Origin of the sequence: Mycolicibacter hiberniae (assembly GCF_010729485.1) — a bacterium.
Lineage (GTDB): Bacteria > Actinomycetota > Actinomycetes > Mycobacteriales > Mycobacteriaceae > Mycobacterium > Mycobacterium hiberniae.
In genome coordinates, this window is the sequence record NZ_AP022609.1 from 1,330,300 (window position 1) to 1,356,233 (window position 25,934).

General features: G+C 66.5%; 23 protein-coding genes and 2 pseudogenes. 15 read left to right on the top strand and 10 right to left on the bottom strand.

Features of this window, described 5'->3' with window-relative positions:
• The first annotated feature begins 185 nt into the window (after positions 1–185).
• From G6N14_RS06230 to G6N14_RS06260, 8 genes and pseudogenes are all read left to right on the top strand, one after another.
• On the top strand, positions 186–956 hold the full coding sequence (locus tag G6N14_RS06230) for a helix-turn-helix domain-containing protein (protein ID WP_133054875.1): 771 nt from the start codon (positions 186–188) through the stop codon (positions 954–956).
• A gap of 638 nt (positions 957–1,594) precedes the next feature.
• Positions 1,595–2,116, top strand: coding sequence for a hypothetical protein (locus tag G6N14_RS06235; protein WP_133054876.1), 522 nt, complete (start codon positions 1,595–1,597; stop codon positions 2,114–2,116).
• A gap of 540 nt (positions 2,117–2,656) precedes the next feature.
• The gene (locus tag G6N14_RS06240; protein WP_085133661.1) at positions 2,657–4,453 is read left to right on the top strand and encodes an HK97 family phage prohead protease; all 1,797 of its coding nucleotides are present in this window, start codon (positions 2,657–2,659) and stop codon (positions 4,451–4,453) included.
• Between the two features lie 145 nt (positions 4,454–4,598).
• Positions 4,599–5,060 (top strand): phage terminase small subunit P27 family, encoded by a 462-nt coding sequence (locus G6N14_RS06245; protein WP_085133663.1) that lies wholly within the window; start codon positions 4,599–4,601, stop codon positions 5,058–5,060.
• Between the two features lie 570 nt (positions 5,061–5,630).
• Positions 5,631–5,870 carry a hypothetical protein gene (locus tag G6N14_RS06250; RefSeq protein ID WP_085133665.1) on the top strand — a complete coding sequence of 80 codons (240 nt, stop codon included), beginning with the start codon at positions 5,631–5,633 and terminating at the stop codon, positions 5,868–5,870.
• Positions 5,871–6,053: 183 nt separating this feature from the next.
• On the top strand, positions 6,054–6,182 hold the full coding sequence (locus tag G6N14_RS21195) for a hypothetical protein (protein WP_264079939.1): 129 nt from the start codon (positions 6,054–6,056) through the stop codon (positions 6,180–6,182).
• A 75-nt stretch (positions 6,183–6,257) separates the two neighbouring features.
• A complete protein-coding gene (locus G6N14_RS06255) occupies positions 6,258–6,500 on the top strand; it encodes a hypothetical protein (protein WP_133054877.1) in 243 nt (80 codons plus the stop codon).
• Between the two features lie 80 nt (positions 6,501–6,580).
• A pseudogene (locus tag G6N14_RS06260) lies at positions 6,581–6,943 on the top strand (hypothetical protein); the annotation flags it as partial.
• A gap of 38 nt (positions 6,944–6,981) precedes the next feature.
• Here the strand turns inward: G6N14_RS06260 and G6N14_RS06265 are convergent.
• A complete protein-coding gene (locus G6N14_RS06265) occupies positions 6,982–8,118 on the bottom strand; it encodes a PrsW family intramembrane metalloprotease (RefSeq protein WP_407663082.1) in 1,137 nt (378 codons plus the stop codon).
• A gap of 163 nt (positions 8,119–8,281) precedes the next feature.
• Here G6N14_RS06265 and rpsA point away from each other — a divergent pair, with 163 nt between their 5' ends.
• Both rpsA and coaE read left to right on the top strand, forming a co-directional pair.
• A complete protein-coding gene (gene rpsA, locus G6N14_RS06270; protein WP_085133671.1) occupies positions 8,282–9,721 on the top strand; it encodes a 30S ribosomal protein S1 in 1,440 nt (479 codons plus the stop codon).
• 25 nt (positions 9,722–9,746) lie between these two features.
• Complete coding sequence (gene coaE / locus G6N14_RS06275) at positions 9,747–10,973, top strand: dephospho-CoA kinase (RefSeq protein WP_085133673.1); 1,227 nt, start codon at positions 9,747–9,749, stop codon at positions 10,971–10,973.
• Positions 10,974–11,004: 31 nt separating this feature from the next.
• Here coaE and G6N14_RS06280 read toward each other — a convergent pair whose 3' ends face one another.
• Entirely contained in the window at positions 11,005–11,430 is a 426-nt protein-coding gene (locus G6N14_RS06280; protein WP_085133675.1) for a hypothetical protein, read from the bottom strand.
• Positions 11,431–11,470: 40 nt separating this feature from the next.
• On the bottom strand, positions 11,471–12,004 hold the full coding sequence (locus G6N14_RS06285; RefSeq protein ID WP_179960810.1) for a ribonuclease FAU-1 family protein: 534 nt from the start codon (positions 12,002–12,004) through the stop codon (positions 11,471–11,473).
• A gap of 46 nt (positions 12,005–12,050) precedes the next feature.
• On the opposite strand from G6N14_RS06285, the gene uvrB reads away from it, so the two are divergent.
• Together uvrB and G6N14_RS06295 are read left to right on the top strand one after the other, a co-directional pair.
• Positions 12,051–14,222, top strand: coding sequence for an excinuclease ABC subunit UvrB (gene uvrB, locus G6N14_RS06290; RefSeq protein ID WP_085133677.1), 2,172 nt, complete (start codon positions 12,051–12,053; stop codon positions 14,220–14,222).
• 87 nt (positions 14,223–14,309) lie between these two features.
• Positions 14,310–15,704 (top strand): MFS transporter, encoded by a 1,395-nt coding sequence (locus G6N14_RS06295; protein ID WP_085133725.1) that lies wholly within the window; start codon positions 14,310–14,312, stop codon positions 15,702–15,704.
• Between the two features lie 3 nt (positions 15,705–15,707).
• On the opposite strand, the gene G6N14_RS06300 is transcribed toward G6N14_RS06295, so the two are convergent.
• The gene (locus tag G6N14_RS06300; RefSeq protein WP_235674198.1) at positions 15,708–17,237 is read right to left on the bottom strand and encodes a glycosyltransferase family 39 protein; all 1,530 of its coding nucleotides are present in this window, start codon (positions 17,235–17,237) and stop codon (positions 15,708–15,710) included.
• Positions 17,238–17,499: 262 nt separating this feature from the next.
• Here G6N14_RS06300 and G6N14_RS06305 point away from each other — a divergent pair, with 262 nt between their 5' ends.
• The gene (locus tag G6N14_RS06305) at positions 17,500–17,946 is read left to right on the top strand and encodes a universal stress protein (protein ID WP_046318176.1); all 447 of its coding nucleotides are present in this window, start codon (positions 17,500–17,502) and stop codon (positions 17,944–17,946) included.
• A 34-nt stretch (positions 17,947–17,980) separates the two neighbouring features.
• Here the strand turns inward: G6N14_RS06305 and G6N14_RS06310 are convergent, their stop codons facing one another.
• Positions 17,981–18,667, bottom strand: coding sequence for an MBL fold metallo-hydrolase (locus G6N14_RS06310; protein ID WP_085133727.1), 687 nt, complete (start codon positions 18,665–18,667; stop codon positions 17,981–17,983).
• 57 nt (positions 18,668–18,724) lie between these two features.
• Here G6N14_RS06310 and uvrA point away from each other — a divergent pair, with 57 nt between their 5' ends.
• Positions 18,725–21,631 carry an excinuclease ABC subunit UvrA gene (uvrA, locus tag G6N14_RS06315; RefSeq protein WP_085133679.1) on the top strand — a complete coding sequence of 969 codons (2,907 nt, stop codon included), beginning with the start codon at positions 18,725–18,727 and terminating at the stop codon, positions 21,629–21,631.
• A gap of 12 nt (positions 21,632–21,643) precedes the next feature.
• Here uvrA and G6N14_RS06320 read toward each other — a convergent pair whose 3' ends face one another.
• Complete coding sequence (locus tag G6N14_RS06320; RefSeq protein WP_234808749.1) at positions 21,644–22,327, bottom strand: TetR/AcrR family transcriptional regulator; 684 nt, start codon at positions 22,325–22,327, stop codon at positions 21,644–21,646.
• Positions 22,328–22,417: 90 nt separating this feature from the next.
• Here G6N14_RS06320 and G6N14_RS06325 point away from each other — a divergent pair, with 90 nt between their 5' ends.
• Positions 22,418–23,176, top strand: a complete 759-nt coding sequence (locus G6N14_RS06325) for a hypothetical protein (protein ID WP_085133681.1) — start codon at positions 22,418–22,420, stop codon at positions 23,174–23,176.
• A gap of 9 nt (positions 23,177–23,185) precedes the next feature.
• Here G6N14_RS06325 and G6N14_RS06330 read toward each other — a convergent pair whose 3' ends face one another.
• The 4 genes and pseudogenes from G6N14_RS06330 to G6N14_RS06345 all read right to left on the bottom strand — a co-directional run bounded on the left by G6N14_RS06330 (position 23,186) and on the right by G6N14_RS06345 (position 25,928).
• Complete coding sequence (locus G6N14_RS06330) at positions 23,186–24,361, bottom strand: winged helix DNA-binding domain-containing protein (RefSeq protein WP_085133683.1); 1,176 nt, start codon at positions 24,359–24,361, stop codon at positions 23,186–23,188.
• A gap of 3 nt (positions 24,362–24,364) precedes the next feature.
• On the bottom strand, positions 24,365–24,604 hold the full coding sequence (locus G6N14_RS06335) for a hypothetical protein (protein ID WP_085133729.1): 240 nt from the start codon (positions 24,602–24,604) through the stop codon (positions 24,365–24,367).
• Between the two features lie 10 nt (positions 24,605–24,614).
• Positions 24,615–24,839 (bottom strand): hypothetical protein, encoded by a 225-nt coding sequence (locus tag G6N14_RS06340; protein WP_234808750.1) that lies wholly within the window; start codon positions 24,837–24,839, stop codon positions 24,615–24,617.
• A gap of 7 nt (positions 24,840–24,846) precedes the next feature.
• A pseudogene (locus G6N14_RS06345) lies at positions 24,847–25,928 on the bottom strand (alpha/beta hydrolase).
• Positions 25,929–25,934: the final 6 nt, after the last annotated feature.

Here is a 25,934-nt window from a genome sequence, read left to right on the forward strand (position 1 = left end):
GTCGATCACGGTGACGAGCAGCCGGCTCACGAGAAGCTCGGGCGACTACCCCGCGCTATACGCGAACGCATCTGGGGTGACGAGCTGCGCTGCGGGCGCCCCCGATCGAACGGGAAGCTGTGCAAGCACCGTGTGAAAGAGCCGGGCCAGTCATGCGGCACGCACTGTGACGACGGGGTGTCAACGTGAACCGGGAACAGCGCCGCGACTGGCGTCGACACGTTCTCGGCTGCACCGAGCTGACGGCGACCCAGAGACTTGTGCTGCTCGCGCTCGAAACATTCGCCGACTACCCGGCAGGCACCAACGCCCGACCGGGGGTCGCGAACCTGGCTGACATGTGTCGGTTCGGGGAGCGCGTCGTGAAGTCCGCTCTAGAGCGCGGTCGACGGCTGAAGCTGATCGAGCAGACCGCACGAGCAAACCCAAAACTGGGCCTAGCAGCGGTCTACTCGCTGCTTCCCGCACCAACTTCAAAGTGCACCAGCGTGCACCTTGAAACTGATTTCAAGGTGCACGACAGGACATTTCAAGGTGCACGAAACGACGTTTCAAGGTGCACCACCGTGCCCCCCACCAATCCATACCAATCCAGTAACACCAAGGAGAGGGGGTCACCCCAGCCGGGAACGTCACCAGACGAGCCGCGACAGCTCACAGATCTCTCCCCCCAGAAACTCAGCAACAGCAACACCAGCGAACGATGCCCCGCGCACGCGCATATCGATTACGACGACGACGTGCCGCCGTGCCGCGCGTGCAAGGCACTGCGACTGGCAGCCGAAAAACTCACAGCTGCCACAGCTGCCGATGTCGAGCAGAGCCGTGCCGCAGAATCGCGAGCACGTCGCGACGCAATCAACAGTTGCCCGCACTGCGACGACAACGGGCTCATCAACATCGACGACGACAGCACGATCGTCAAACGCTGCACTCACGAAGAAGCGACGCCGTGAAGATCAACATCGCCGCGTACGCAGACGCTGTCATGCACCTCGAATGCCCCGCGTGCGGCGCGCCACCCCACGCATGGTGCCAACGCCCAGACAAGCACACCCGCCGCACACCGTGCATCAAACGCTTACGACAGAACACGAAGACCGCATGATGCCAACACAACGCAGACACGCGCTGGCACACGCTCAGCTCGACGCTAAGGGGTCAGCACCCGCCCCTGCGATAGATGACACTCGCCACCCCGTAGGGGGGCTGGAATCGCTGCGTACGCGCCTCTTGCGACGCGCTGCGGTGCGCTTGCTTTCCAGCGCAGCACTGCAACCGTGTTTTCGCACAACCCGAAGGGATCTGATGGAGGCTACCGGCAAGAGGCGAACGGAACGAAGCTGTCGCGCACAGTTCGCAGAGCAGTATCCGACTGAACGCGAGGTCTTCACGGCCCTGAAGACTCTCAGATCGTGTACTCAGGTCAAGCAGAACCTGTCGAAGTCACGACAGCCGTCGAAGCGTAAGTCGAAGTCGTCGTGGTCGGTGCCGAGCCGCAACAAGGAGGCTGACGAGATCACCGCGCTCGCAGAGCAGGGCTGCACTCGATCTGAGATCGCAAAGAAGACGACCCGCGAAGGGATCTGAGCAGATGACTGATGCTGTGATCGTTCCGAAGCATCGTGATCGTGCGCGTGCGCTGCGTGTCGTGCTCGCGATGCTCAACCACGACTTCGACGGTGTCGTGCGCGTCGCTGCTGAAGCGCGCAACGCTGCTGATGTCGATCGTTTCTTCGTCGCTGCTGTCGCTGTGTTCGTGACTGCGTTGACGCAGCTGCATCGCGAGCCTGTTCGGTACGTCGAGCAGTGGGTCGCGTACGAGCTTGATCAGCGTGACGATGTTGTGCGCGTCGAGCAGTCGATTGTGCCGTCACACTGTGATCGTGCGCGTGCGATGCGCATAGTGCTCGCAGCGCTGACAGATGATTTCGACGCTGTGACTGCGGCTGCTGTCGAAGCGACGACTGAACGCAGCATCGATCGTTTGTTGCTCGCGCTGTGTGACTGTCTCGGCATTTTTCTGACGTCGCACACGCGTGATGCTGTCGTGTACTGCACTGGCTGGCTGGCGGTCGAGCTTGAGCGCGCTGACGCTGAAGACGCGAATACGTGATCGCGACTGCAATGTCACGCACTGCAACGTGTCGACAGGCGCGCGCGCAATGGCAACCGCGATGGTGCTGATCGCTGATGACCCCGAGCGTCGCGAGAATGGCCGGTGGCGGCGCGGCACCGGCGCTATTTCTACTGATAGAAATAGCGAATCTGGTTGGCGACAGCGCTCGTACTGCAAGCAGATGGGCGACGCGAAGACGGACGCTGGAAGCGTGGCAGTGTGCAGACTGGTGCTAATGACGAATCCGTCATTAGCACGTGGGCGCAGCGACTCAAAGAGTGCGGCATTGTGCTCGACTACCTACCCGAACTTGCAGACGCTGTCGTCAGCGGCGCAACAACACTCAACGATGCGTCTACGTGCGCAGTGCTGGCTCGTCGCTCACAGCGCGATCCAGAGCGCAAGAATCGTGATGCCAAGCGTCGTACCGCGTTACGATGATCGCAGGAGCGTCGCCAGCACGTGCAGCCAGACCCGAATTTGCGTCCCGCAAGCACAGCCCGCGAACGATCCGAGCCTGCTAGATCTAGCAGGCTGATGTACGAGACCCGCCAGCACAGACGTGCGGCCAGTGTTCTCGTCGTCGATAACTCCCGCTACCTGCACCCCGCGATGAGGGGACTCTTCATGCATCACAAGCAAGTGTCGCTGTCGATCAAGTGCGTTGACGACGACGCAGGCACGTTCACCGGGTTGGCATCCGTTTTCGATAATCTCGACTTGCACGGCGACATCGTTCGTCGTGGCGCATTCAGTAAGTCGCTCGCAGCAGCGCAGCCGATCCCGCTGCTGTGGATGCACAAGTCAGATGACCCCCGTAACTGGGTCGGTGACGTCATCTCTGCTGTCGAGACGGCTGAAGGTTTGCAGATCGTCGGCAAGTTCGACATGTCCACAGAGCACGGCCAAGCGTCGTATCGCAACGTGAAAGGCCGCCGCATCGCAGGTCTGTCGATCGGCTACGCGATCCGCAGCGCCGTCAAAACCGCAGAGGGTAACGAGCTGCGCGATCTCGAACTCGTCGAGATCTCGATCGTCGCGCGCGGCGCAAACCCCGCAGCGCTCGTCACCGCAGTCAAATCGGTTGGCGATGACGTCACTGAACATCTCCGTACAGCGGTGGCGCGTGCGCGCGTCGCAGCACGAGCGAAGGACAACACAATGCACGACAACACGAGTGACGTCACAGAACGCCATCTGAAAGGCCGCGACGAACAGCTTGTGCTCGCGAAGACGATCGTCGAAACAGCGACCGAGCTGGAACGCGATCTCACCGGCGACGAAGCGGATCAGGTTCAGAAGCATCTCGACGAAGCTCAGCGCATCGAGCAGACGGTTGCAGCGCATCGCAAGTCGGCGTCGCTGCTCGCGCAGCTCGACAGCATGGCAGCAAGCACGACGACGTACCGAGACGGCGAGCCGATCAACTCGTCGAATCCGGGTGCCCCAGGTGAAGGGCAACGCGTCGTGTTCGGCAAGAAGATGGCGCAAGCACTCGCAGACAAGATCCTGCCAGTCGGCGGCGCAAAAGCGTTGGCACCCAGCGGAGCCGCGACAGTCGGACAAGAATTCGAGCCGTCGCCGATCGCGCTCGGAAAACCAGCGAACTCACTCGTTAGCGTGCTTCCGATCAAGCAGCACAGCACACCCGAGTTCAGTTATCTTCAAGCGAATCAACGCCAAAACAACGCAAGTGTCGTCGCCGAGGGGGCGACCAAGCCCGAGAGTGTGCATTCACTTGTTCGCGTCGAGGATTCGCTGAAGATCATCGCTCACTTGTCTCAGGGAATTCCGCGGTACTGGCTGATCGACAACCCATCGGTAAAGGACTGGCTTTCAACAGAATTAACGTTCGGTCTTGAGACCGCCCTGGAAGCTGTCGCGCTTGCAATAATCAACGCCACCAGCGGTGCTCAAACATGCGCGTACAGCGTGAGCGTGTTGCAGACCTTGCGGAAGTCGCTCACAAAGCTCGAACTCACCGGCTACGAAGCAGGATTCCTGCTGCTACACCCGACAGACTGGGAGAGCGTCGAGCTTGCGTTGTCGTCAACTGCTGCCGTCGAGCATCTGTCACTTCCGTACGACCCTGCGTCGCGTCGCCTGTTTGGGGTTCCAGTCGTAACGAGTGTTGCTCAGGCTGTGGGTGTTTCACACGCAATCGCGAAAGACAGTTGCGCGCTCGATCTCGACACGTACGGCGTATCGCTTCAGTACAGCGAAACATCGGGCACAGATTTCGCGACCAACACCGTCAGGGCCCGGTGCGAGATGAGAGCGTCAGCGTCGATCTACTCGCCGCTCGGTGTCGTCATCGCGGATCTGACAACATGAGCCTTGCTGCGCGATGCAGAGTGACATCGCGCAGCAAGGGGGCCGGGTGCGGCGCGCGGCGACAGATGAATCCTGAGCGCCCGCCGCGCCCGCCACCACAAGTGTCTAACGCGTTAGACACTTCGCGAACTGAGAGGAGCACGCTGTGCCTGCACCACTGCCGCCGAAGATCCGACTTCTGCACGGCCGCGGCAACGGCAAAGACTCCGCCGGATACGTTGTACCGACACCGCCGTCGTTCGAACGTGTCGCACCCGAGCCACCCGACTGGCTCGATGACGAAGGACGCGACGAATGGCAACGCGTCATCGACGATCTCGCGCCGCTCAATCTGCTGAAGAACAGTGATCGTGCTGTGCTCGTCGCACACTGCGAAGCATGGAGCAGACTCGTCGCAGCTGTAAAGCACTACCACGCTGACGGACTCACGAAAACAAACCCCGACAGCGGTCGCGTCGCGAAGCACCCGTCAGTGACGACAGCGACAGAAGCAGCTGCGCAACTCATGAAGACAGCAAATCAGCTCGGGTTGACGCCGGTGAGCGAGCGCGGGCTCGGCACGATCACAGTGCGCGACGATGACGACGACCCATTCGCCGCCAGCTGAACGTCGCGACCGTGTTGTGACTCTTGAATCCCACATCGTGGGCGAATCGTTTCAGTGACACCCTGTCAGATCTGACAGGGTTACTACTGGCACTGTTCCCGTTGTCGACCGCGACGTTGCGGGCGATCCGCAGGCCGACTTCCCAGTCGCCGCCGCGCAGCATCGCGAAGCGCACAGAACCGCAACGGCGTGTGTATCCATCGCGCGCACGCGTTCTGATCGCTCACAGCGCGCCTGACACGGCAGTAATCACAGCCGGTGCGCGACGAGCCGCACGCGCTTGACGTCGCTGCTGCGACTCGCCGCATCTCCCAGGGCGCGCCAACGGCTGCTACATCTGAGCGGGTGAGCGACAACGAACACGCAGCAGTCGACACGCGCCATCGCAGCTGCAACGGTGTCAGCAAAGACAGCGTCAGTCGCGATCTAGCAACTGTCTCAAATGAGACAGTTGACGCGCCGGTGCCGATCAGCGCGCAGCGCGTGCTCATGTCGTAGAACACTGATCGCTGCCGCGCCGACGCGACAACATGAACCACACGGCACGTCGAGCGTGGGAGAATTTGCAGCATGAGCGAATTTGAACTCTCGAAGGACCCGATCTTCGCCGAGATCAAAGCCACGACCTACCCACCCGACGCGGTGGTGAGTCAGCAGCTTCGGGAGTTCCTCGTCGAACTCGACAAGCACCCCAACGACACGCAGCGGAGCTTGGGTCTGATGGCCAGCATGGCCCCGATGGCCGCTTGGGCAATCACAGAGCTGGAGAAGCAGCTCATCGCGTTACGTCGCGAAGTGCGGGGCGTGTAGGGGACTCGGCCCGCTGCCAGCAGCGACAACGAACACACAATAAATCTGTCTTCAGCGTGTCGCGCGTGCTCGCGTCGCAGACACAGATCGCTGCCAGCGCGTCGCGACCCAGTGCACACGATCAGCACGAGCAGAAGCTTTCGTCACTGTCTCCCCGCACAGACCGCACGCACACGCGCCCTGATGCGTTCGCAGCTGCTCGATCACACGCTCGATCACACTCATCGTGACTGGCTGCTGACTGCGCTCACACTGCCGGAAGATCTCGACAGCAACACGCTCGACAGCGTCAACGGCACGCACGACGGCTAGTGTCGCACCGGGCGCAGCGCAGCGCGCGTGTGTCGTTGCTCAACGACGTCAGCCCGACGCTGGTTCAATCAATGCGTGGCACGTTCCTCGAAGCGAAGCAGACGTGACCGGCGCAAACCCGACGTCACCATCACAAAGCACGATCTCGACGCAGCAGCGATACGACGTGCAGAGCAGCAGATGCAACGCGCACGCGACGCGATACTGCGTGGCGACACCTACCGCAACGGCGGCCGCGACGACGCACCGACCGACCGTGCGAGCGACGTCGAACGTCAGCAGTCACGCGAGTACATCGAACGCAAACGGCGAGGCTGATCTACAGAGAATTGGGCTCATACTGCGACGACAAGCAGAGTTTCCGCAGCTCAGAGAAACGTACTTTAGCAATCAGCATGCATCATCTCGTCAAGACGTTCTGGGGCTGGCGAGACAAGCAGCTGCCGGACGGGACGCTGATCCTGACCTCGCCGTCGGGACAGACCTACGTCACCACCCCGGGCGGCGCCCTGGTGTTCCCGCAGCTGTGCGCACCGACGGGGGAGCTGGCGCCGCTACGGCAGGCACCGGATACGGCCCGTGGCGAGCGCACCGCACTGATGCCGCGGCGCCGGCGCACCCGCGCCCAGCACCGCGCCGCCCGCATTGCCGCCGAACGCAGTCACAACCGCAAGGCCCGGCAAGCCCGGCGGCGCGTGGATCGGATCCCCGGTACCGGGGTCTCGCCACCGGACCCCGACGACGACCCGCCGCCCTTTTAAAAGCGCGCGTTAAAGCGGAGCCCTGCCGCTCGGGTCTGTCAGCGCCGAACCAGAACCGGCGACCGGTAACCGGCCATGGTGTAGAGCACCGGGGCGGCGGCTCGGGCGGCCATCACTCCGTAGGCGTCCTCGTACTGGGCCGCGAAAACCTGGGGGTCGCCGAAGCCACGGTCGATGCGGTCGCGGATGAACGCCAGCTGGACCACCTGGGTTGCGAAGCGCTTGACGGCCCGGCCGGCGGGCCGACCGCCGATGCGGGTGGCCTCGCGGATCGCCCTCCTGCGGTGGCGGATCGATCCCAGCCACGTCGCCTCGTTGGGGCTGATCAGCCCACTTGCCACCATGCCGGGCAGCTTGCTGGCCACCAGGTGCTGTTCGTGGCGGCGGCTCAACATGCCCAGCAGCACCATCAACAGGAACACCGGAGCCAGCCAGAACACGTAGGTCGCCAGGAACAGCTGCCCGCCGCCCATTGCCAGCGAGGCGTTCCACGAGGCGTGCATGGTCACCGCCGCCAGGTAGCCGAGCAGGATCAGGATGGCTTTCGGCCAGAAGCCGTGCCGGCGCAGCGCGAAGAACACCCCGATCCCGGTCATGGTGGTGAACAGCGGGTGCGCGAACGGGCCGAAGATCAGCCGGGCGATGGCCACCGCGGCCAGCTGGGCGGGGGAGTCGGCCGGCGCGATGTAGACGATGTCCTCCATCCAGGCGAAACCCACCGCGGTGACACCGGCGTAGACCATGCAGTCGGTCATCGAGTTCAGCGCCAGACGGCGGCGCCCGGTCAGCATGATCAGCAGGAACAGTCCCTTAGCCGCCTCCTCGATGAACGGTGCCTGGATGGCGGCCATGTCGAAGGTCTTCGACACCAGCGGCCGAACCGTCGCCACCGAAGATCCGAAGGTCTCCAGGCCCACGGCGAGCACCACCGCGACCGAGGCACCCCACAAGAACGCCAGCTGCAGCAGGCGGCGCGGCTCAGGCTCCCAGCGGTCCAGCCACCGGTAGCACAACAGCACCGCCAGCATCGACATGCTCGACAGCACCAGAGCGGTCAGAGTCCCGCCCGGGTTTGCGGCAGTGAACAGCAGCAACAGGAAGATCGTCAGGATGGTGAGCAGGACGAGGACGATGAGCGGCGCTCCGACCTTCCGCCGGTTCCGCATCTGAGGCATAGCGACGGAGCGTAGCCACCGGTTTGTCCAGCGTGCAACGCGTCGAGTAGCCTCAACAGGTAGGCCTCGACCAGTTCTAGACCAAGATCGTGGCCACCGCATGCCCAGCATGCGTGACAACACCCGTCCCTACTACGCCACAATGTCCGGAGCAACCCCACACATGCCAAGTCCCACCGTCACCTCGCCGCAAGTAGCCGTCAACGACATCGGCTCGGCCGAGGACTTTCTCGCCGCCATCGACAAAACGATCAAGTACTTCAACGATGGCGACATCGTCGAAGGGACCATCGTCAAGGTTGACCGGGACGAGGTCCTGCTCGACATCGGTTACAAGACCGAAGGGGTCATCCCCTCCCGCGAACTGTCCATCAAGCACGACGTCGACCCCCACGAGGTGGTGTCCGTCGGTGATGAGATCGAGGCCCTGGTCCTTACCAAAGAGGACAAAGAAGGCCGCCTGATCCTGTCCAAGAAGCGCGCCCAGTACGAGCGCGCCTGGGGCACCATCGAGGAGCTCAAGGAGAAGGACGAGGCCGTCAAGGGCACCGTCATCGAGGTCGTCAAGGGCGGCCTGATCCTCGACATCGGCCTGCGCGGCTTCCTGCCGGCCTCGCTGGTGGAGATGCGCCGGGTCCGCGACCTGCAGCCCTACATCGGCAAAGAGATCGAAGCCAAGATCATCGAGCTGGACAAGAACCGCAACAACGTGGTGCTGTCGCGTCGCGCCTGGCTGGAGCAGACCCAGTCCGAGGTGCGCAGCGAGTTCCTCAACCAGCTGCAGAAGGGCGCCGTCCGCAAGGGCGTCGTGTCCTCGATCGTCAACTTCGGCGCCTTCGTCGACCTGGGCGGCGTGGACGGCCTGGTGCACGTCTCCGAGCTGTCCTGGAAGCACATCGACCACCCGTCCGAGGTCGTTCAGGTGGGCGACGAGGTCACCGTCGAGGTGCTCGACGTCGACATGGACCGCGAGCGGGTTTCGCTGTCGCTCAAGGCCACTCAGGAAGACCCGTGGCGTCACTTCGCCCGCACCCACGCGATCGGTCAGATCGTCCCGGGCAAGGTCACCAAGTTGGTGCCGTTCGGTGCGTTCGTCCGCGTCGAGGAGGGCATCGAGGGCTTGGTGCACATCTCCGAGCTGGCTGAGCACCACGTCGAGGTGCCGGACCAGGTGGTCGCCGTCGGCGACGACGCCATGGTCAAGGTCATCGACATCGACCTGGACCGCCGCCGGATCTCGCTGAGCCTCAAGCAGGCCAACGAGGACTACAGCGAGGAGTTCGACCCCTCGAAGTACGGCATGGCCGACAGCTACGACGAGCAGGGCAACTACATCTTCCCCGAGGGCTTCGACGCCGAGACCAACGAGTGGATCGACGGTTTCGACAAGCAGCGCACCGAGTGGGAGGCCCGCTACGCCGAGGCCGAGCGCCGGCACAAGATGCACACCGCGCAGATGGAGAAGTTCGCCGCTGCCGAGCACGCCGAGTCCCGCTCGGGCGCTAACGGCTCGCACCGCGACGAGGCTCCGGCCGGCGGTTCGCTGGCCAGCGACGAGCAGCTCGCCGCGCTGCGGGAGAAGCTCGCCGGCAACAGCGCATAGCGCGCGCCCAACCGAAGGGGCGCAGATGCTGCGTATCGGTCTGACCGGCGGTATCGGCGCCGGGAAGTCGACAGTGTCGGCTACCTTCAGCCGGTGCGGTGGCGTCATCGTCGACGGTGACGTCATCGCCCGTGAGGTCGTTGAACCCGGCACCGAAGGCCTGGCCAAATTGGTCGAGGCCTTCGGGCCGGGGATCTTGCTGCCGGACGGCGCCCTGGATCGTCCGGCGCTGGCAGCGATCGCCTTCAGTGACGACGACAAGCGGGCCACGCTCAACGGCATCGTGCACCCATTGGTGGCGCACCGCCGCGCGGAGCTGATCGAGGCCGCCGGCCGCGATGCGGTGATCATCGAGGACATCCCGCTGCTGGTCGAGTCGCAGATGGCCCCGCTATTCCCGCTGGTTGTTGTGGTGCACGCCGACGTCGAGACCCGCCTGGCCCGGCTGACCGAGATCCGCGGGATGTCCGAGGCCGACGCGCGGGCCCGGATCGCCGCGCAGGCCACCGAACCCCAGCGGCGCGACGTCGCCGACGTCTGGCTGGACAACTCCGGCAGCCCGGAAGACCTGGCCGCCCAGGCGCTCGAGCTGTGGGAGCAGCGCATCCTGCCGTTCGCGCACAACCTGAGCAGCCGCACGACCGTGCCGTCACCGACACGGCTGATGCCGGCCGATCCCACCTGGGCCGATCAGGCGCAACGAATCCTGGCACGGGTGCGCACCGCCTGCGGGCACCGGGCGACCCGCGTCGACCACATCGGCTCGACCGCGGTGCGGGGGCCGGAGGCCCTGGAAGCCCGAGACGTCATCGATGTGCAGGTCACGGTGCAATCCCTGGCGGTGGCCGATGAACTGGCCGAATCCCTGCTGAACGCCGGCTATCCCCGGCTGGCGGACATCACCGCCGACAACGGCAAGCCGGATGCCCGCAGCACGGTCCCCGAGTTCGATCACGCCGAGGATCCGGCCTTGTGGCGCAAGCGCATTCACGCCTCTGCCGACCCGGGGCGAGCCACCAACGTCCATATCCGGGTGCAGGGCTGGCCCAATCAGCAGTTCGCCCTGTTGTTTCCGGCCTGGCTGTCGGCCGACGCCGACGCCCGCGCCGAGTACCTGGCCGTCAAGCGCGAGGCCGAACAGGCCGGGATCGACGGCGGCATACCGGCATACGCCAAGGCCAAGGAAGCCTGGTTCGACACCGCCTACCGGCAGGCGTGGGCCTGGGCCGACGACACCGGATGGCGCCCGTAAGCCCTCGGCGTTCGCTACCTGCGTCCTCCGGTCAGGCCATGCTGCTGATCAGGGCCCCGCACAGCATCGCACCGGTGTGGGGGTCATTGGTGTTACCCCAGGTGTTGATGAAGCGGGAGCTCTTGACCGTGGTGATCTCGTCGACCTTGATCTCGCAGTGCACCGTTGCGGTGGTCGGGAAGCGCAGCCGGATCACCATCCCCGCCTTGCTGGGGTCGGTCATCACGGTGTTGGCCTCGAACGGGGTGCCGAACGCGTCGAGGTCCGCGCTGGCGGTCTCGTAGTCGTTGCGCATGAAGGTGACCACGTTGCCACTGGACCAGGCGTCGACTTTGGCGATGTAGGTCACGTTGTGCAGTTCGTCGGCGGCTGCCGCGGGTACCGGGATCAGCTGACCGCACCCGAACAGGGCCGCGATCGTCGCGGCGGCGACACCGATTCGCAGTTTGGCGTTCATATCAGCGGATTTTAGCGTGGTCTGGCCGCAACCCCGGATCTCATCGGTCTGTCGCGCTGCCGGCCTCGGAACTTCCGCGCCAGGTCACCGGCATGCCCAGGCTGCCCAGCCAGCGCTGCAGGTCGTAGCCGTTGCTGGCCAGGCCGTCCACCGCGGCCACCGCCCGCAGCACCGCCCGCTCGGCGTCGTGCCGGCTCAACAGGCCCTCGCCCACGGCGGCCATCAGCTCGTCGGTGTCGGTGAGCTCGACTCCGGCCCCGGTGCGGACCACCAGGTCCAGATAGTGGTCCCGGGAGTGCCAGCTCGCGGGGCCGGCGGTGTATTCGCCGATGTCGAGGTAGAAGTCCTGCTCGCGCTCGTGTCCGGCATTGAAGTGGAAGACGCTGGCCCGCAGGCCCAGGCCGGGAAGCAGCCAGGACTCCAGGTAGTGGAATTGGGCCCGGCCGGGGGTGGGGCGCGCCAGGTAGAGACCCCACGGATGCACCGTGTAGACGTCGACCGCGCGCACCACTCCCTTGGGGTCGGTGTTGGTGTAGTCGCGCAGGTCGAAGGTCTCTTCCTTGGGTGGATGCACTGCTGGCCGCCTCTCGCTGTCGGAGGTCCGGCCTACTCTGGTCTCCGTGGCCTTCGCAACCGAACACCCTATCGTCGCGCATTCGGAGTACCGGCCCCCCGCAGACGCCGTGGAGGGCATCGTCCGCGCCGGCAACCGGTTCGAGGTCGTCAGCGAATACCAGCCGGCCGGTGACCAGCCGGCCGCCATCGCCGAACTGGAACGTCGCATCACCTCCGGGGAGAAGGACGTGGTGCTGCTGGGCGCCACCGGTACCGGTAAGTCAGCCACCGCGGCCTGGCTGATCGAGCGTCTGCAGCGGCCCACCCTGGTGATGGCTCCGAACAAGACGCTGGCCGCGCAGTTGGCCAATGAGCTGCGAGAGATGTTCCCGCACAACGCGGTCGAATACTTCGTCTCCTACTACGACTACTACCAGCCGGAAGCCTATATCGCGCAGACCGACACCTACATCGAGAAGGACAGCTCGATCAACGACGACGTGGAGCGGCTGCGTCACTCGGCGACGTCGAGCCTGCTGTCCCGGCGCGACGTCGTGGTGGTGGCCTCGGTGTCGTGCATCTACGGCCTGGGCACCCCGCAGTCCTACCTGGATCGCTCCGTGGAACTGCAGGTCGGCGCGGAGGTGCCGCGTGACGGTCTGCTACGGCTGCTGGTGGACGTGCAGTACACCCGCAACGATATGGCGTTCACCCGCGGCTCCTTCCGGGTGCGCGGCGACACCGTCGAGATCATCCCCTCCTATGAGGAGCTGGCCGTTCGCATCGAGTACTTCGGCGACGAGATCGAGGCGCTGTACTACCTGCACCCGCTCACCGGCGACGTGGTCCGCAAAGTCGACTCGCTGCGCATCTTCCCGGCCACCCACTACGTCGCCGGCCCGGAGCGGATGTCGCAGGCCATCTCGACCATCGAGCAGGAGCTGGCCGTCCGGCTCGAGGAGCTGGAGGGTCAGGGCAAGCTGCTGGAGGCCCAGCGGTTGCGCATGCGCACCAGCTACGACATCGAGATGATGCGGCAGGTCGGCTTCTGTTCGGGCATCGAGAACTACTCGCGCCATATCGACGGGCGCGGAGCCGGCACGCCGCCGGCCACCCTGCTGGACTACTTCCCGGAGGATTTCCTGCTCATCATCGACGAGTCGCACGTCACCGTGCCGCAGATCGGCGGGATGTACGAGGGCGACATGTCGCGGAAGCGCAACCTGGTGGAGTTCGGTTTCCGGTTGCCCTCGGCTTGCGACAACCGGCCGCTGACCTGGGAGGAGTTCGCCGACCGGATCGGGCAGACCGTCTACATGTCGGCCACCCCGGGGCCCTACGAGCTGGGCCAGAGCGCCGGCGAGTTCGTCGAGCAGGTGATCCGCCCGACCGGCCTGGTGGACCCCAAAGTCGTGGTGAAGCCCACCAAGGGCCAGATCGACGACCTGATCGCCGAGATCCGGCAGCGCACCGAGGCCGACGAGCGGGTGCTGGTGACCACCCTGACCAAGAAGATGGCCGAGGACCTCACCGACTACCTGCTCGAGATGGGGATCCGGGTGCGTTACCTGCACTCCGAGGTCGACACCCTGCGCCGGGTGGAGTTGCTGCGCCAGCTGCGGCTCGGCGACTACGACGTGCTGGTCGGCATCAACCTGTTGCGCGAGGGTCTGGACCTGCCCGAGGTGTCGCTGGTGGCGATCCTCGACGCCGACAAGGAGGGTTTCCTGCGCTCCACCCGCAGCCTGATCCAGACCATCGGCCGTGCCGCCCGCAACGTCTCCGGCGAGGTGCACATGTATGCCGACAAGATCACCGACTCGATGCGGGAGGCCATCGACGAAACCGAACGCCGTCGGGCCAAGCAGGTCGCCTACAACGAAGAGCACGGCATCGACCCGCAGCCGTTGCGCAAGAAGATCGCCGACATCCTCGACCAGGTGTACCGGGAGGTCGAAGACACCGAGGCCGTCGAGGTCGCCGGCTCGGGCCGCAACGCCTCGCGGGGGCGGCGCGCCCAGGGCGAGCCCGGCCGGGCGGTCAGCGCCGGGATCATCGAGGGCCGCGACACCACCAACATGCCGCGGGCCGAGCTGGCGGACCTGGTCGCCGACCTCACCGAGCAGATGATGAACGCGGCGCGTGACCTGCAGTTCGAGCTGGCCGCCCGGATTCGCGACGAGATCGCCGACCTCAAGAAAGAGTTGCGGGGCATGGACGCGGCCGGCATCAAGTGACGGCAGCGCCGGCCCGCGGCCTTTTCGCGTGGCCCGGCGATCCGTGATTGACTGCAAGCGGTGGTGGGGGAACTGACTGAAGCGGTGATGCGTGACTCCGCGGTCAGCACTGGTAGCTGGCGGGAGTTGCTCGGTCGGCGCTATCTGGGCACGTCGGCGGTGCTGGCCGGCGGCGTCGCGCTGTACGCCACCAACGAGTTTCTGACCATCAGCCTGCTGCCCAGCACCATCAAGGACATCGGCGGCGAGCGGTTCTACGCCTGGGTGACCACCCTGTATCTGGTCGGCTCGGTGATCGCCGCGGCCGCGGCCAACGCGGTGCTGGTCCGGCTGGGCTCCCGCACGTCCTACCTGATGGGCCTGCTCGCCTTCGGCCTGGGCACCGTGGTGTGTGCACTGGCGCCCCACATGGAAGTCCTGTTGATCGGCCGCACCCTGCAGGGCATGGGCGGCGGCTTCCTGGCCGGCCTCGGCTACGCGCTGATCAACGCTGTGCTGCCCAGCTGGCTGTGGACCCGGGCCTCCGGTCTGGTGTCGGCCATGTGGGGGGTGGGCACCCTGGTCGGCCCGGCGGCCGGCGGCTTGTTCGCCCAGTTCGGGGTGTGGCGCTGGGCGTTCGGGGTGATGGCGATGCTGACCGTGGCGATGGCGGTGGGCGTCGGCATGGTGCTGACCACCGGCAATAGCGGCCACCGCGGCGAACCCGCGAAGATCCCGGTCCGGTCATTGGTGTTGCTGGGCGGGGCGGCGCTGGCGGTCAGTGTCGCGCAGCTGCCGCACAGCCTGCGGGCTGCGGCGGGGCTGTTGCTGGTCGGCGCCGTTCTGCTGGTGGTGTTCCTGGTCGTGGACCGGCGCTCCCCGGCGGCGGTGCTGCCGCCCAGCGCGTTCCATCCCGGCCGGGAGAAGTGGATCTATCTGACCCTGGGCCTGCTGATGGCCACCACCAAGGCCAACCTGTACATCCCGCTGCTGGGCCAGCGGCTGGCTCATCTGCCCCCGGTGATGGCCGGCTTCCTGGGGGCGGCCCTGTCGACCGGATGGACGTTCAGTGAGATCGCCAGCGCATCGGTGAGCCGGGCGCGGGTGGTGATCGGCTTGGTGATCAGCGCGCCGCTGGTGATGGCGGCGGGCCTGACGGTGGTCGCGTTCGCCCGGATGAACCACTACGACCCGACCGCCGTCGCTGCGATCTGGGCGCTGGCACTGCTGGTGGTCGGGATCGGGGTGGGGGCCGGCTGGCCGCATCTGTCGGCGTGGGCGATGAGTTGCGTCGACGATCCGGCCGAGGGCGGTACCGCCGCCGCGGCCATCAACACCGTCCAGTTGATCGGTGGGGCGTTCGGGGCCGGATTCGCCGGCCTGGTGGTCAACACCGCGATGAGTACCGGCCAGCCCGCGGCGCGCTGGCTTTTCGCGATCTTCGCCGTGCTCGCCGCCCTGGGGTGCGTGGCCGCTGTGCGGGCCAGCCGGGGCGTCGCGTGAGGCTCACCGACTGGACTTGATCACCTGGGAGTAGGTGAACTGCCAGCGTTCGACGACCCGGAATCCCAGCGAATGCAACATCTGCCCGTCGGGGGTGCGGGCGAACCGGCGGCCTGCCGGCAGGGCCACCGCCGCTTGATGGGCCGGCAGGGCGCGATCGTGGTCGGTGATCGTCCAGATGACCGGGCACCGGTCGAGTTGGTCGTGTAAGGCCCCCACGCCCAGGTGCCCGTCCCACAGGCGGCCCAACGTCTGGCGGTGCGGTCCCAGGCCGGGGTCGGTCAGCTTCGCGAACGACTCTGGACGGCCCGCCGGCAACGCCCGGATCGGCCCGGGCAACCATCGGGTGGTGTTGTCGATCAGCAGACAATCCCCGGGCCGGGCGTGCTCGACGATCACGTCGGCCACCGCGCTGTAGTCCCAGCCTTCTTTGGTGTAGCGATCACGTTGATTGACAACGTAATTGGGGGCCGCCGTGATAACGAGCAGGGTGACAAGTTCGATGACCGTGCGGCGTGAGGTGGCGATCGTGGTGACGGCGATGGCCAGCGCGATCGCCATCGCCGGCGCTGTGCTGATCAGATATCGCGGGTAGTAAATGGGTTTCACCGCCGCCGAATAGACCACCGCCGCCGCAGTCGGTATCAGCATCCAGGCCACGCACAGCACCGCCAGCCGACGGGTGTCCTCGGCGGGCGCCCGACGCGCACCGGTGGCAACGGCCACCACGGCGGCGGCCAGCAGCAGCCACGCCGCGATGGCGAACGGCACACTCTTGTCGAAGTATTGCTGCCCAACGATGTCGGCCACCGTGTGCGGGCTCAGCGGACTGATCCAGGCAACCTGCCGGATCTGCCCGTGGCTGAACCACAGGAAGGGGGCCGCCGCGGCCAGCGCGCCGCCGGTCGTCATCGCCCAGCGGCGCTTCGCCGCACCGTCGGCCCCCAACGCCGGCAGCGTCGCCGCGTGCACCGCCGCCATGAGCACGGTGAACGTGTTGAGCAGCGTCGCCCCCACCAGGGCCAGCCCGTAACCCACCCACAGCGGCCCGCTGTTGCGCCGGATCGCCCGCACCCACAGCACGGTGAGCCAGACCGCGGCCATCGCCGAGAACGCGTACGGACGGGCCTCGACCCCGGCCCACGTCAGCCGGGGCAGTATCGCGTAAAGCGCACCGGCGCACAGCGATACCGGCCGGTCCGCGAACCGGCGCGTCAGCACCACTGCACCGGCGGCGCCGGCGCCCACCGCCAGGCTGCTGGGCAGCCGGGCCCAGAATTCGGTTGCGGGGAAGACCGCGAACCAGCCGTGCATGAACAGGTAGTACAGCCCGTGCACCGCGTCGATATGGGTCAGCAGCCGCCACAGTTCGGGAAGCGTTCGGTGGGTGGCCGCCGAGATGGTCGCGGCCTCGTCGAACCACATGGACGGTCGGCCGGCCCCGGCGGCGCTGATCACCGTTGCGGCAACAGCGATCAGGGCCGCATCCGCCGAACGCGGCGGCTGCGGCGACGGGCCCGGTTCGGTACCCACCGGCGCCGGGGTCAGGACCTGGCTCAACGGCGTGCGCTGTCGGTAGCGGTGACGGTTACGCCGTCCACGCTACCTGTTTCGCGCGCCGTGTCAGCTACGTCACGGGGCCGTCTGGCCGTTCTTCCGGGCAGGTCAGCGGCCTGTGTGACCCGCGGCGCAGGCGACATGTGACGCCAATCGCCCCCAATCGGGGCATCGACGGGTTAGTGTCGCCATGGCTTCTTAAGCGAACTAAGGCGACTATGCACCGGGAGGGTTACCCATGAGCGGCTACAAGACCGTGGTGGTCGGTACGGACGGCTCGGACTCGTCGCTGCGCGCCGTCGACCGCGCGGCCCACTTGGCGTCCGGCGAGGGCGCGAAGGTGATCATCGCCACCGCCTACCTGCCGCACGCCGACGACCCCCGCGCCGCAGACGCGCTCAAGGACGAGGGCTACAAGGCCTCCGGCAACGCTCCCATCTACGCGATCCTCAAAGAGGCCAAGGAGCGGGCCATCGCCGCCGGCGCCTATGAGGTGGAGGAGCGGGCCGTGGTCGGCGCTCCGGTCGACGCGCTGGTGGAGCTGGCCGAGGACGTCAAGGCCGACCTGCTGGTGGTCGGCAACGTCGGGTTGAGCACCATCGCCGGCCGGCTGCTCGGTTCGGTGCCGGCCAACGTGTCGCGCCGCTCCAAGATCGACGTGCTGATCGTCCACACCACCGGCTAGCTGCTGGCCGGCGGGGCCAATACGGCGGTCCAGCTCACCAGCCCCGTTCTCGCCACTCCGCCAGGTGCGGACGCTCTGCGCCCAGCGTCGTGTCATCGCCGTGTCCGGGATACACCACGGTGTCGTCGCCGTACCGGTCGAACACCTTGCGGCTCACGTCGCCGAGCAGGCGCTCGAAATCCCCGGGCTGCCACGTCTTTCCGACGCCGCCCGGAAATAGGCAGTCGCCGGTGAACAGCTGCGTCACGCCGCCGCTGGCGGCGCCGTCGAACGCGAGCGCCACCGACCCCTCGGTGTGCCCCTGCAGATGGATCACGTCGAACTTCAGGTTCCCGACGGTCACGGTGTCACCGTCGGCCAGAATGCGGTCCGGGGTCACCGGCAGCGGGTCGGCGTCCAGGGCGTGGGCGGCGGTGGGGGCGCCGGTCGCCTCGACCACCGCGGTCAGGGCCTGCCAGTGGTCGAAGTGCTGGTGGCTGGTGACGATCAGCGCCACGTCCGGGGCCTGCTCGCGTACCAGCGCCACCAGCTGCTCGGCGTCGTTGGCCGCGTCGATCAGCAGTGTCTTGCCGGTGTGGGTGCAGGTCACCAGGTAGACGTTGTTGTCCATCGGCCCCACCGAGGCTTTGACGATGGTTGCTCCGGGCAGGGTTCGGCGGGCGGCGGTTCCGGGTTCGACGTGTCCGGTGTAGGTGTCGGTGACCGAGATCTCAGACGTCATGACCGTCACGGTACTGGCCCTGAGCTGGGTGTCGGTAGAGCCACCTAGCATGGACCCGTGGCTGACCGGCTGATCGTCAAGGGCGCGCGTGAACACAACCTGCGCGGTGTGGACCTCGACCTGCCGCGTGACGCGCTGATCGTGTTCACCGGGCTGTCGGGATCGGGCAAGTCCTCGCTGGCCTTCGACACCATCTTCGCCGAGGGCCAGCGCCGCTACGTCGAGTCGTTGTCGGCGTATGCCCGCCAGTTCCTGGGCCAGATGGACAAGCCCGACGTCGACTTCATCGAGGGTCTGTCGCCGGCGGTGTCCATCGACCAGAAGTCCACCAACCGCAACCCGCGCTCGACGGTCGGCACCATCACCGAGGTTTACGACTACCTGCGGCTGCTGTACGCGCGGGCCGGCACCCCGCACTGCCCGGTCTGTGGCGAGCGGATCGCCCGCCAGACCCCGCAGCAGATCGTCGACCAGGTGCTGGCCATGGACGAGGGGCTGCGGTTCCAGGTGCTGGCGCCGGTGGTGCGCACCCGTAAGGGGGAGTTCGCCGACCTCTTCGACAAGCTGAACACCCAGGGTTACAGCCGGGTGCGGGTGGACGGGGTGGTGCACTCGCTGACCGACCCGCCCAAGCTCAAGAAGCAGGAGAAGCACGACGTCGACGTCGTCGTGGACCGGCTCACCGTCAAAGAGTCGGCCAAGCAGCGGCTCACCGATTCGGTGGAGACCGCGCTGGGCCTGGCCGACGGCATCGTCGTCCTGGAGTTCGTCGACCGCGAAGACGACCATCCCCACCGCGAGCAGCGGTTCTCCGAGAAGCTGGCCTGCCCCAACGGGCACGCGCTGTCCGTCGACGACTTGGAGCCCCGGTCGTTCTCCTTCAACTCGCCCTACGGCGCCTGCCCGGAATGCGCCGGCCTGGGCATCCGCAAGGAGGTCGACGCCGACCTGGTGGTGCCCGACCCGGAGCGCACCCTGGCCGAGGGGGCGGTGGTCCCGTGGTCGATGGGCCCCACCAGCGAGTACTTCACCCGGATGATGGCCAGCCTCGGTGAGGCGATGGGCTTCGACGTCGACACCCCGTGGCGCAAACTGCCGGCCAAGGCCCGCAAAGCCATCTTGGAGGGGTCCGATGAGCAGGTGCACGTGCGCTACCGCAACCGCTACGGCCGCACCCGCTCCTACTACACCGATTTCGAAGGTGTGATGGCGTTCCTGCAGCGCAAGCTGGAGCAGACCGAATCCGAGCAGATGAAGGACCGCTACGCGGGATTCATGCGGGATGTGCCCTGCCCGGAATGTGCCGGCACCCGGCTCAAGCCGGAGATTCTGGCGGTGACGCTGGCCGCCGGAGACTACGGCAGCAAATCCATTGCGCAGGTGTGTGATCTGTCCATCGCGGACTGCGCGGACTTCCTCAACGCGCTGACGCTGGGTCCGCGGGAGCAGGCCATCGCCGGGCAGGTCCTCAAAGAGATCCAGTCCCGGCTGAGCTTCCTGCTCGACGTCGGACTGGAGTATCTGACCCTGTCCCGGGCCGCCGGAACGTTGTCGGGTGGTGAGGCGCAACGCATTCGGTTGGCCACCCAGATCGGTTCGGGCCTGGTCGGGGTGCTCTACGTGCTCGACGAGCCGTCCATCGGGCTGCATCAGCGCGACAACCGCCGGCTGATCGAGACCCTGGTCCGGCTCCGCGACCTGGGCAACACCCTGATCGTCGTCGAACACGACCTGGACACCATCGCGCACGCCGACTGGATCGTCGACATCGGTCCGGCCGCCGGAGAGCACGGCGGCAGGATCGTGCACAGCGGGCCCTACCGCGACCTGTTGACCAACCCCGACTCCATCACCGGGGCGTACCTGTCCGGGGCGAAAAGCATTGCGGTGCCGCAGGCGCGCCGCAAAGTCGATCCCAAACGGCAGCTCGGCGTGGTCGGTGCGCGCGAGCACAACCTGTCCGGCGTCGACGTGGCGTTTCCGCTCGGCGTGCTCACCGCGGTCACCGGAGTGTCGGGCTCAGGCAAGTCGACCCTGGTCAACGACATTCTGGCCACGGTGCTGGCCAACAAGCTCAACGGCGCCCGGCTGGTGCCGGGCCGCCACACCCGGATCACCGGTCTCGATCACCTGGACAAGCTGGTCCGGGTGGACCAGTCGCCGATCGGGCGCACACCGCGCTCCAACCCGGCCACTTACACCGGGGTGTTCGACAAGATCCGCACCCTGTTCGCCGCCACCACCGAGGCCAAGGTCCGCGGCTACCAGCCCGGCCGGTTCTCCTTCAACGTCAAGGGTGGTCGCTGCGAGGCGTGCACCGGCGACGGCACCATCAAGATCGAGATGAACTTCCTGCCGGATGTCTATGTGCCCTGCGAGGTCTGCCACGGCGCCCGCTACAACCGGGAAACCCTGGAGGTGCACTACAAGGGCAAGACCATCGCCGAGGTGCTGGACATGTCCATTGAAGAGGCGGCGGAGTTCTTCGAGCCCATCACCGGCATCCACCGCTATCTGCGCACCCTGGTCGACGTCGGTCTGGGGTACGTGCGGCTGGGCCAGCCGGCGCCCACGCTGTCCGGCGGTGAGGCGCAGCGCGTCAAGCTGGCCTCGGAACTGCAGAAGCGCTCCACCGGCCGCACCATCTACATCCTCGACGAGCCCACCACCGGGCTGCATTTCGAGGACATCGCCAAGCTGCTGGGTGTCATCAACGGCCTGGTGGACAAGGGCAACACGGTGATCGTCATCGAGCACAACCTGGACGTCATCAAGACCGCCGACTGGATCATCGACATGGGTCCCGAGGGGGGCGCCGGGGGAGGGACCGTGGTGGCCACCGGCACACCGGAGGACGTGATGGCGGTGCCGGAGAGCTACACCGGCAAGTTCCTCGCCGAAATCCTGGGTGCGCCGGCCAAACCCGCCAAGGTCGTCAAGCGGCGGCGTAAGGCCAGCGCCTAGGGTCTGTGCTCGCTAAGCCGGCGCAGCGCCGAGGCTGACTCGCAGGTGCCGCACGACAGCGTCGGCAACTGCCTCTATCGGCTCCGTCTTGCCCGCAGAGACCCAGTCGGTGAGCCAAATCTGCAAGGCCGAGATGACCAGTGCCGCAGCGATTCGCGGAGGCAGGTGGGTGATCTGACCAGCTTCCACCGCGATCTCGGCTGCTCGGGTGATCATGTCCATCCCTGTTCGCCACGCTGCTCGTTGACCCCCTCGGCCCAGTTCGGCCGAGGCCGATGCCCAGCTCAGTCCCTCATTGATATGCAGCTGCAGAAAGTGCGGGTGCGCTGCGAAGAACTCAACCTCGGCACGCGCTCCGACCAGGATCGCCTCTAGCGGGGAGTCGATTTCGTCCGTGCGTAAGCGCACGGCGGCGACGAACTCCTGCATGCGCGCGGCATTGAGGGCATCCCAGATCTCGTCTTTGCCGCCGAAGTGCTTGTAGACCGTCGCCAAGGACACTCCAGCGGTCTTGGCGATGTCGCTCATCCGTGCGTCGGCGAAGCCGGCGCGACTGAACTCGTACTCGGCCGCGGCCACGATCTGCTGTTGGTACATGGCCCTGCGGGCGTCGGCCATGTCGGCGACCGGTGGCGTGGATCGGTTCGTCTCCATGGCCGCCCCCTGCTCTCGATCGACCGTTGGCTGCGTGTCCACGAGGTGCTACCGTGCCACAGTAATCATCATTCTGGTTAACAGAGTCATCATTACTCCATAGCTCGATCGGGAATTGGGGAAGGTGCGCCGATGGCGACCACTGAGCTGAGCCGGGAACCATCGCAGCGGAGTTCGATGACACTTCCGCGGTCACGCGGACTGCGCATCATATGGACCGTGGCGTTCGGCTCGCTGGCCCTCGCGTTTCCGGTGTACAGCTACTTGGCATTTCACAGCGGCGTGGACCGTCCCTTCATCGCCGATGCCATGGTCGTGCAGGTGACCGCTGCCTACTTCCTAGGCATCTTTGCGGCGTTCCTGCCGATACCGTCGCTTCGGACGTGGACCCGATTTCAACGCCTCCAGGCGGTAGTTCTCCCGTTCGTGATCTGCTCCTACACAACGCATCTCAGCTGGGAGCTCGGCTGGCTGATTCTGCACAAGGCCATCGCCGGGGCGCGCGATGCGGTGTGGGCGTATCCCTGGTGGAACTACATCGACGGTGGTGACCTGCGCTATCTGCACGCCGAACCCAACTTCTTGATGATCGAAGTGCTGTCGGTGATCAACGCCTGCGTGGGCGTCACCGGACTCGTCCTGCTGTTTCGGTCCACGTTCAACGACTACCGGGGAACCCTGCTGGTGATGTCGACGGCCGTCACGCATACCGTCCTGACCTGGTATTACTACGGCACCGAGATCATCGCCGGCTTCCCATCGATCAATACCGACAGCGTCATGGATCTGGGTGTCAAGTTTATTCTGCTGAACGGTCCGTGGTTGATCGCGCCCTGGCTGGTACTGGGCTGGGGATACGCGATGCTCAAGAAGCAGTTCGCCGCTTCGTGAAAGTACCTCTCACCGCCATGCCGCCTTCACCAGCGGCGAGGGGAACCGCGGGGGCACCCGGACCCCGTCCAGCCAGGTGGTGAGTTCGCGGGCCCGCTTCTGCAGCACGGAGCGGGCCGCCCGGCCCGGATCCTCCAGTAGCTGCAGCTGTACCTCGGCGGCCGGATTCTGATACCAGCCGCCGATGATTCGGCCGTTCCACCACACCGTGGGCCCGGCGTTGCCGTTGTTGTCGAAGAGCTGGCCGCGGTGCTCGCCCAGGTACCACTCGCGGTGGTACCAGCCCATCGTGGTGACGTCGAGGCCCGGCAGCAGTGCGCCCCAGGGTGCGGGATCAGGTTCGGGTTCCAGGTCGTCGGCCAGCGCATAGCCGGGCGTCCCGTGCAGGTCGACATCGACGGCGCCGATCTCGCCCAATGCCCGGCGGACCACCGTCTTGGTGGTGCCGAACCACCACTTGATGTCTTCAGCGGTGGCCGGGCCGAACGCGCGTAGCCAGGTTCGGATCAGCTGGGCATGAGCGGGTTCGGCGGGCAGCGGGGCGCCGGAAGCGCCGAGCCGGCTGGCCGCGGTCGCCCACCGCGGTCGTGACGAGGTCCAGCCGCCGTCGTTGGGCCCGCGCACGATATGGCCCTGCGCGCCCAGCACCGTCAGAACGCGCGGCGCCAGATGGGTCTGGCCGCCGTAGGACTTTCCCGGGGCGGGATCGTAGGTGCCGGCCAGTTCGGGCAGGGCCGCGCGCAGCTCGGCGCTGCTGGCGTGGCCGTGCTGCTCGAGGTGCTCCAGGACAGCGGCGGTGGCCCTGGTCAGCCACTCCGCGCCGTCCTCGGCGACGCCCGCCTTGGCCACATCGGCGATCAGCCGGCGCCGTTCGGCATCGGCCACCCGATCGCTGGCCGCCGCCTGCACGGCGGGCAGATCAGCGGGATCGAGCACCCACAGTGTGCGGCGCATCGCCAGATGCTTCACCAGGGAAAGCTTTTCGTACAGGGCGTTGTTCAGGTCCGCCACGGTGAATTCCAGATTCCGCGCCCACAGCGACAGGTAGGGGGTCGCGGGATCGGTGGCATGCAGCCCGACCAGCGTTGCGGTGATCCGGTCTATCGGTTCGTCAGCGGTACCGGGGGCAAGAAAATGTCTGCGTGCCAAACGGTTTCGCCGTTCGGCGACGGTGAAGCTCCGCACCGGTCAGTGCTCACCCTCGTGCATCGATCTGCGGATCTGCTCCAGCTTCTCGGCGGCCGCGCGCTGGCGGTCCTCGAACTGTTTCTCGACGGTGCGGCCCTCGGGTGTCTCGGAGTCCAGCTCCTGGGCGCCGATCGAGGTCTCGTAGCGGCGTTCGATCTTCTCGCGCACGGAGTCGAACGTCGGCACGCCGCTGGCGTCGTAGCCGGTCTCGGGCTGCGGGTCGCTCGGATCGTCACCCATGGTGGCCACGTTACCGCCGGCGACGGGCACCCACCATTGCCGCCGCGGTCGCGACTCCGCCGGCCAGATCCACCGGGTTCAGCGCAAACCACCCCGAGATCCATGCCGCATCCCGCCAGGACCGCCGCCACACCGGCACCAGGATCAGCGGCGTCGTTGCCCAGCGTGTCCAGGCGCTCCACGGGTGGGCATGACGGGCGAATATCGCACGGCGAATGCGCGTTACGGCGGACATGACACGGTCACCTGCCTCCCGGCTCGACGTGGCGGGCCGGCGTCGGCCCCGTGTCGGTGGTCGAAGTGGGGAACGGAATCGGCGCCACCCCCGGCGTGCCCAGCCGGCCGGCCAGCCAGGGCAGGGCGTGGCCGAACACCCGTCCGGCGAACGGCCAGTCATGCTGGCCCGGTTCGGCGATCACCGCGCAGTCCATGCCGTTGGCCCGTCCCAGCGTGCACAGCGACGTCGCGGCGGCCAGCTGACCGCCGGTATCGGACTTGGTGGCGCTGCTGTCGACGGCGAACCACCCCGAGACCCCGTCATAGTGACCGTGGTCGGCGATCACCGTCGAGGGATCGAACGCCGCCCAGGAAGCGGCGCTTCCGCCGAACAGCCGGCTGATGGTCTGGGCGCGGGTTCCCGCGTTGGGGCCGAGATCGCCGGCGATGTCGACAAAGGCGCTGAACTTCTCGGGGTGCATCGCGGTCAGGTTTACCGCGCAGGTGCCGCCCATGGACCAGCCGACCACACCCCAGTGCGACGGCCGCACCCCGAAGTGCGAGACCAGATACGGCACCACGTCTTCGGTCAGATGGTCGGCGGCGTTGCCGCGCGGGCCGTTGACGCATTCGGTGTCGTTGTTGAAGGAGCCGCCGGAGTCGACGAACACCAGCACCGGTGCATTGCCGTGGTGGGCGGCGGCGAAGTCGTCGGCGGCGGTAATCGCACCCCCGGAGCGCAGCCAGTCCGAGGCGGTGTTGAACTCGCCGCCGATCATCATCACCGCGGGCAGCGCCGGCGGTAATCGCCACCTGCAGGACCCGGCTCCGCGCCGGCATCGCGCCCGAGCCGGCTATCGCATGCACCGTGGCCAGGTCACTCTGGTCGGGTAGCGGCCCGGCTGTCAGATCGCTCCAGGCGGCGGCGCCGGTCAGCGCGATCCACATCCACAGGGTCGCCGCTCACGGGCAGCCGCCACAGCCAGCTCCGGGGCCGGCGGCCCAGGGCCAGCACCAGCGTCGCCACCGCAGCCGCCTGCACTGTGACCGGGACCCAGCCGTGCATCAGCGAGGTGTGTTCGCCACTGGACAGGATCACCCCATCCATGATGGA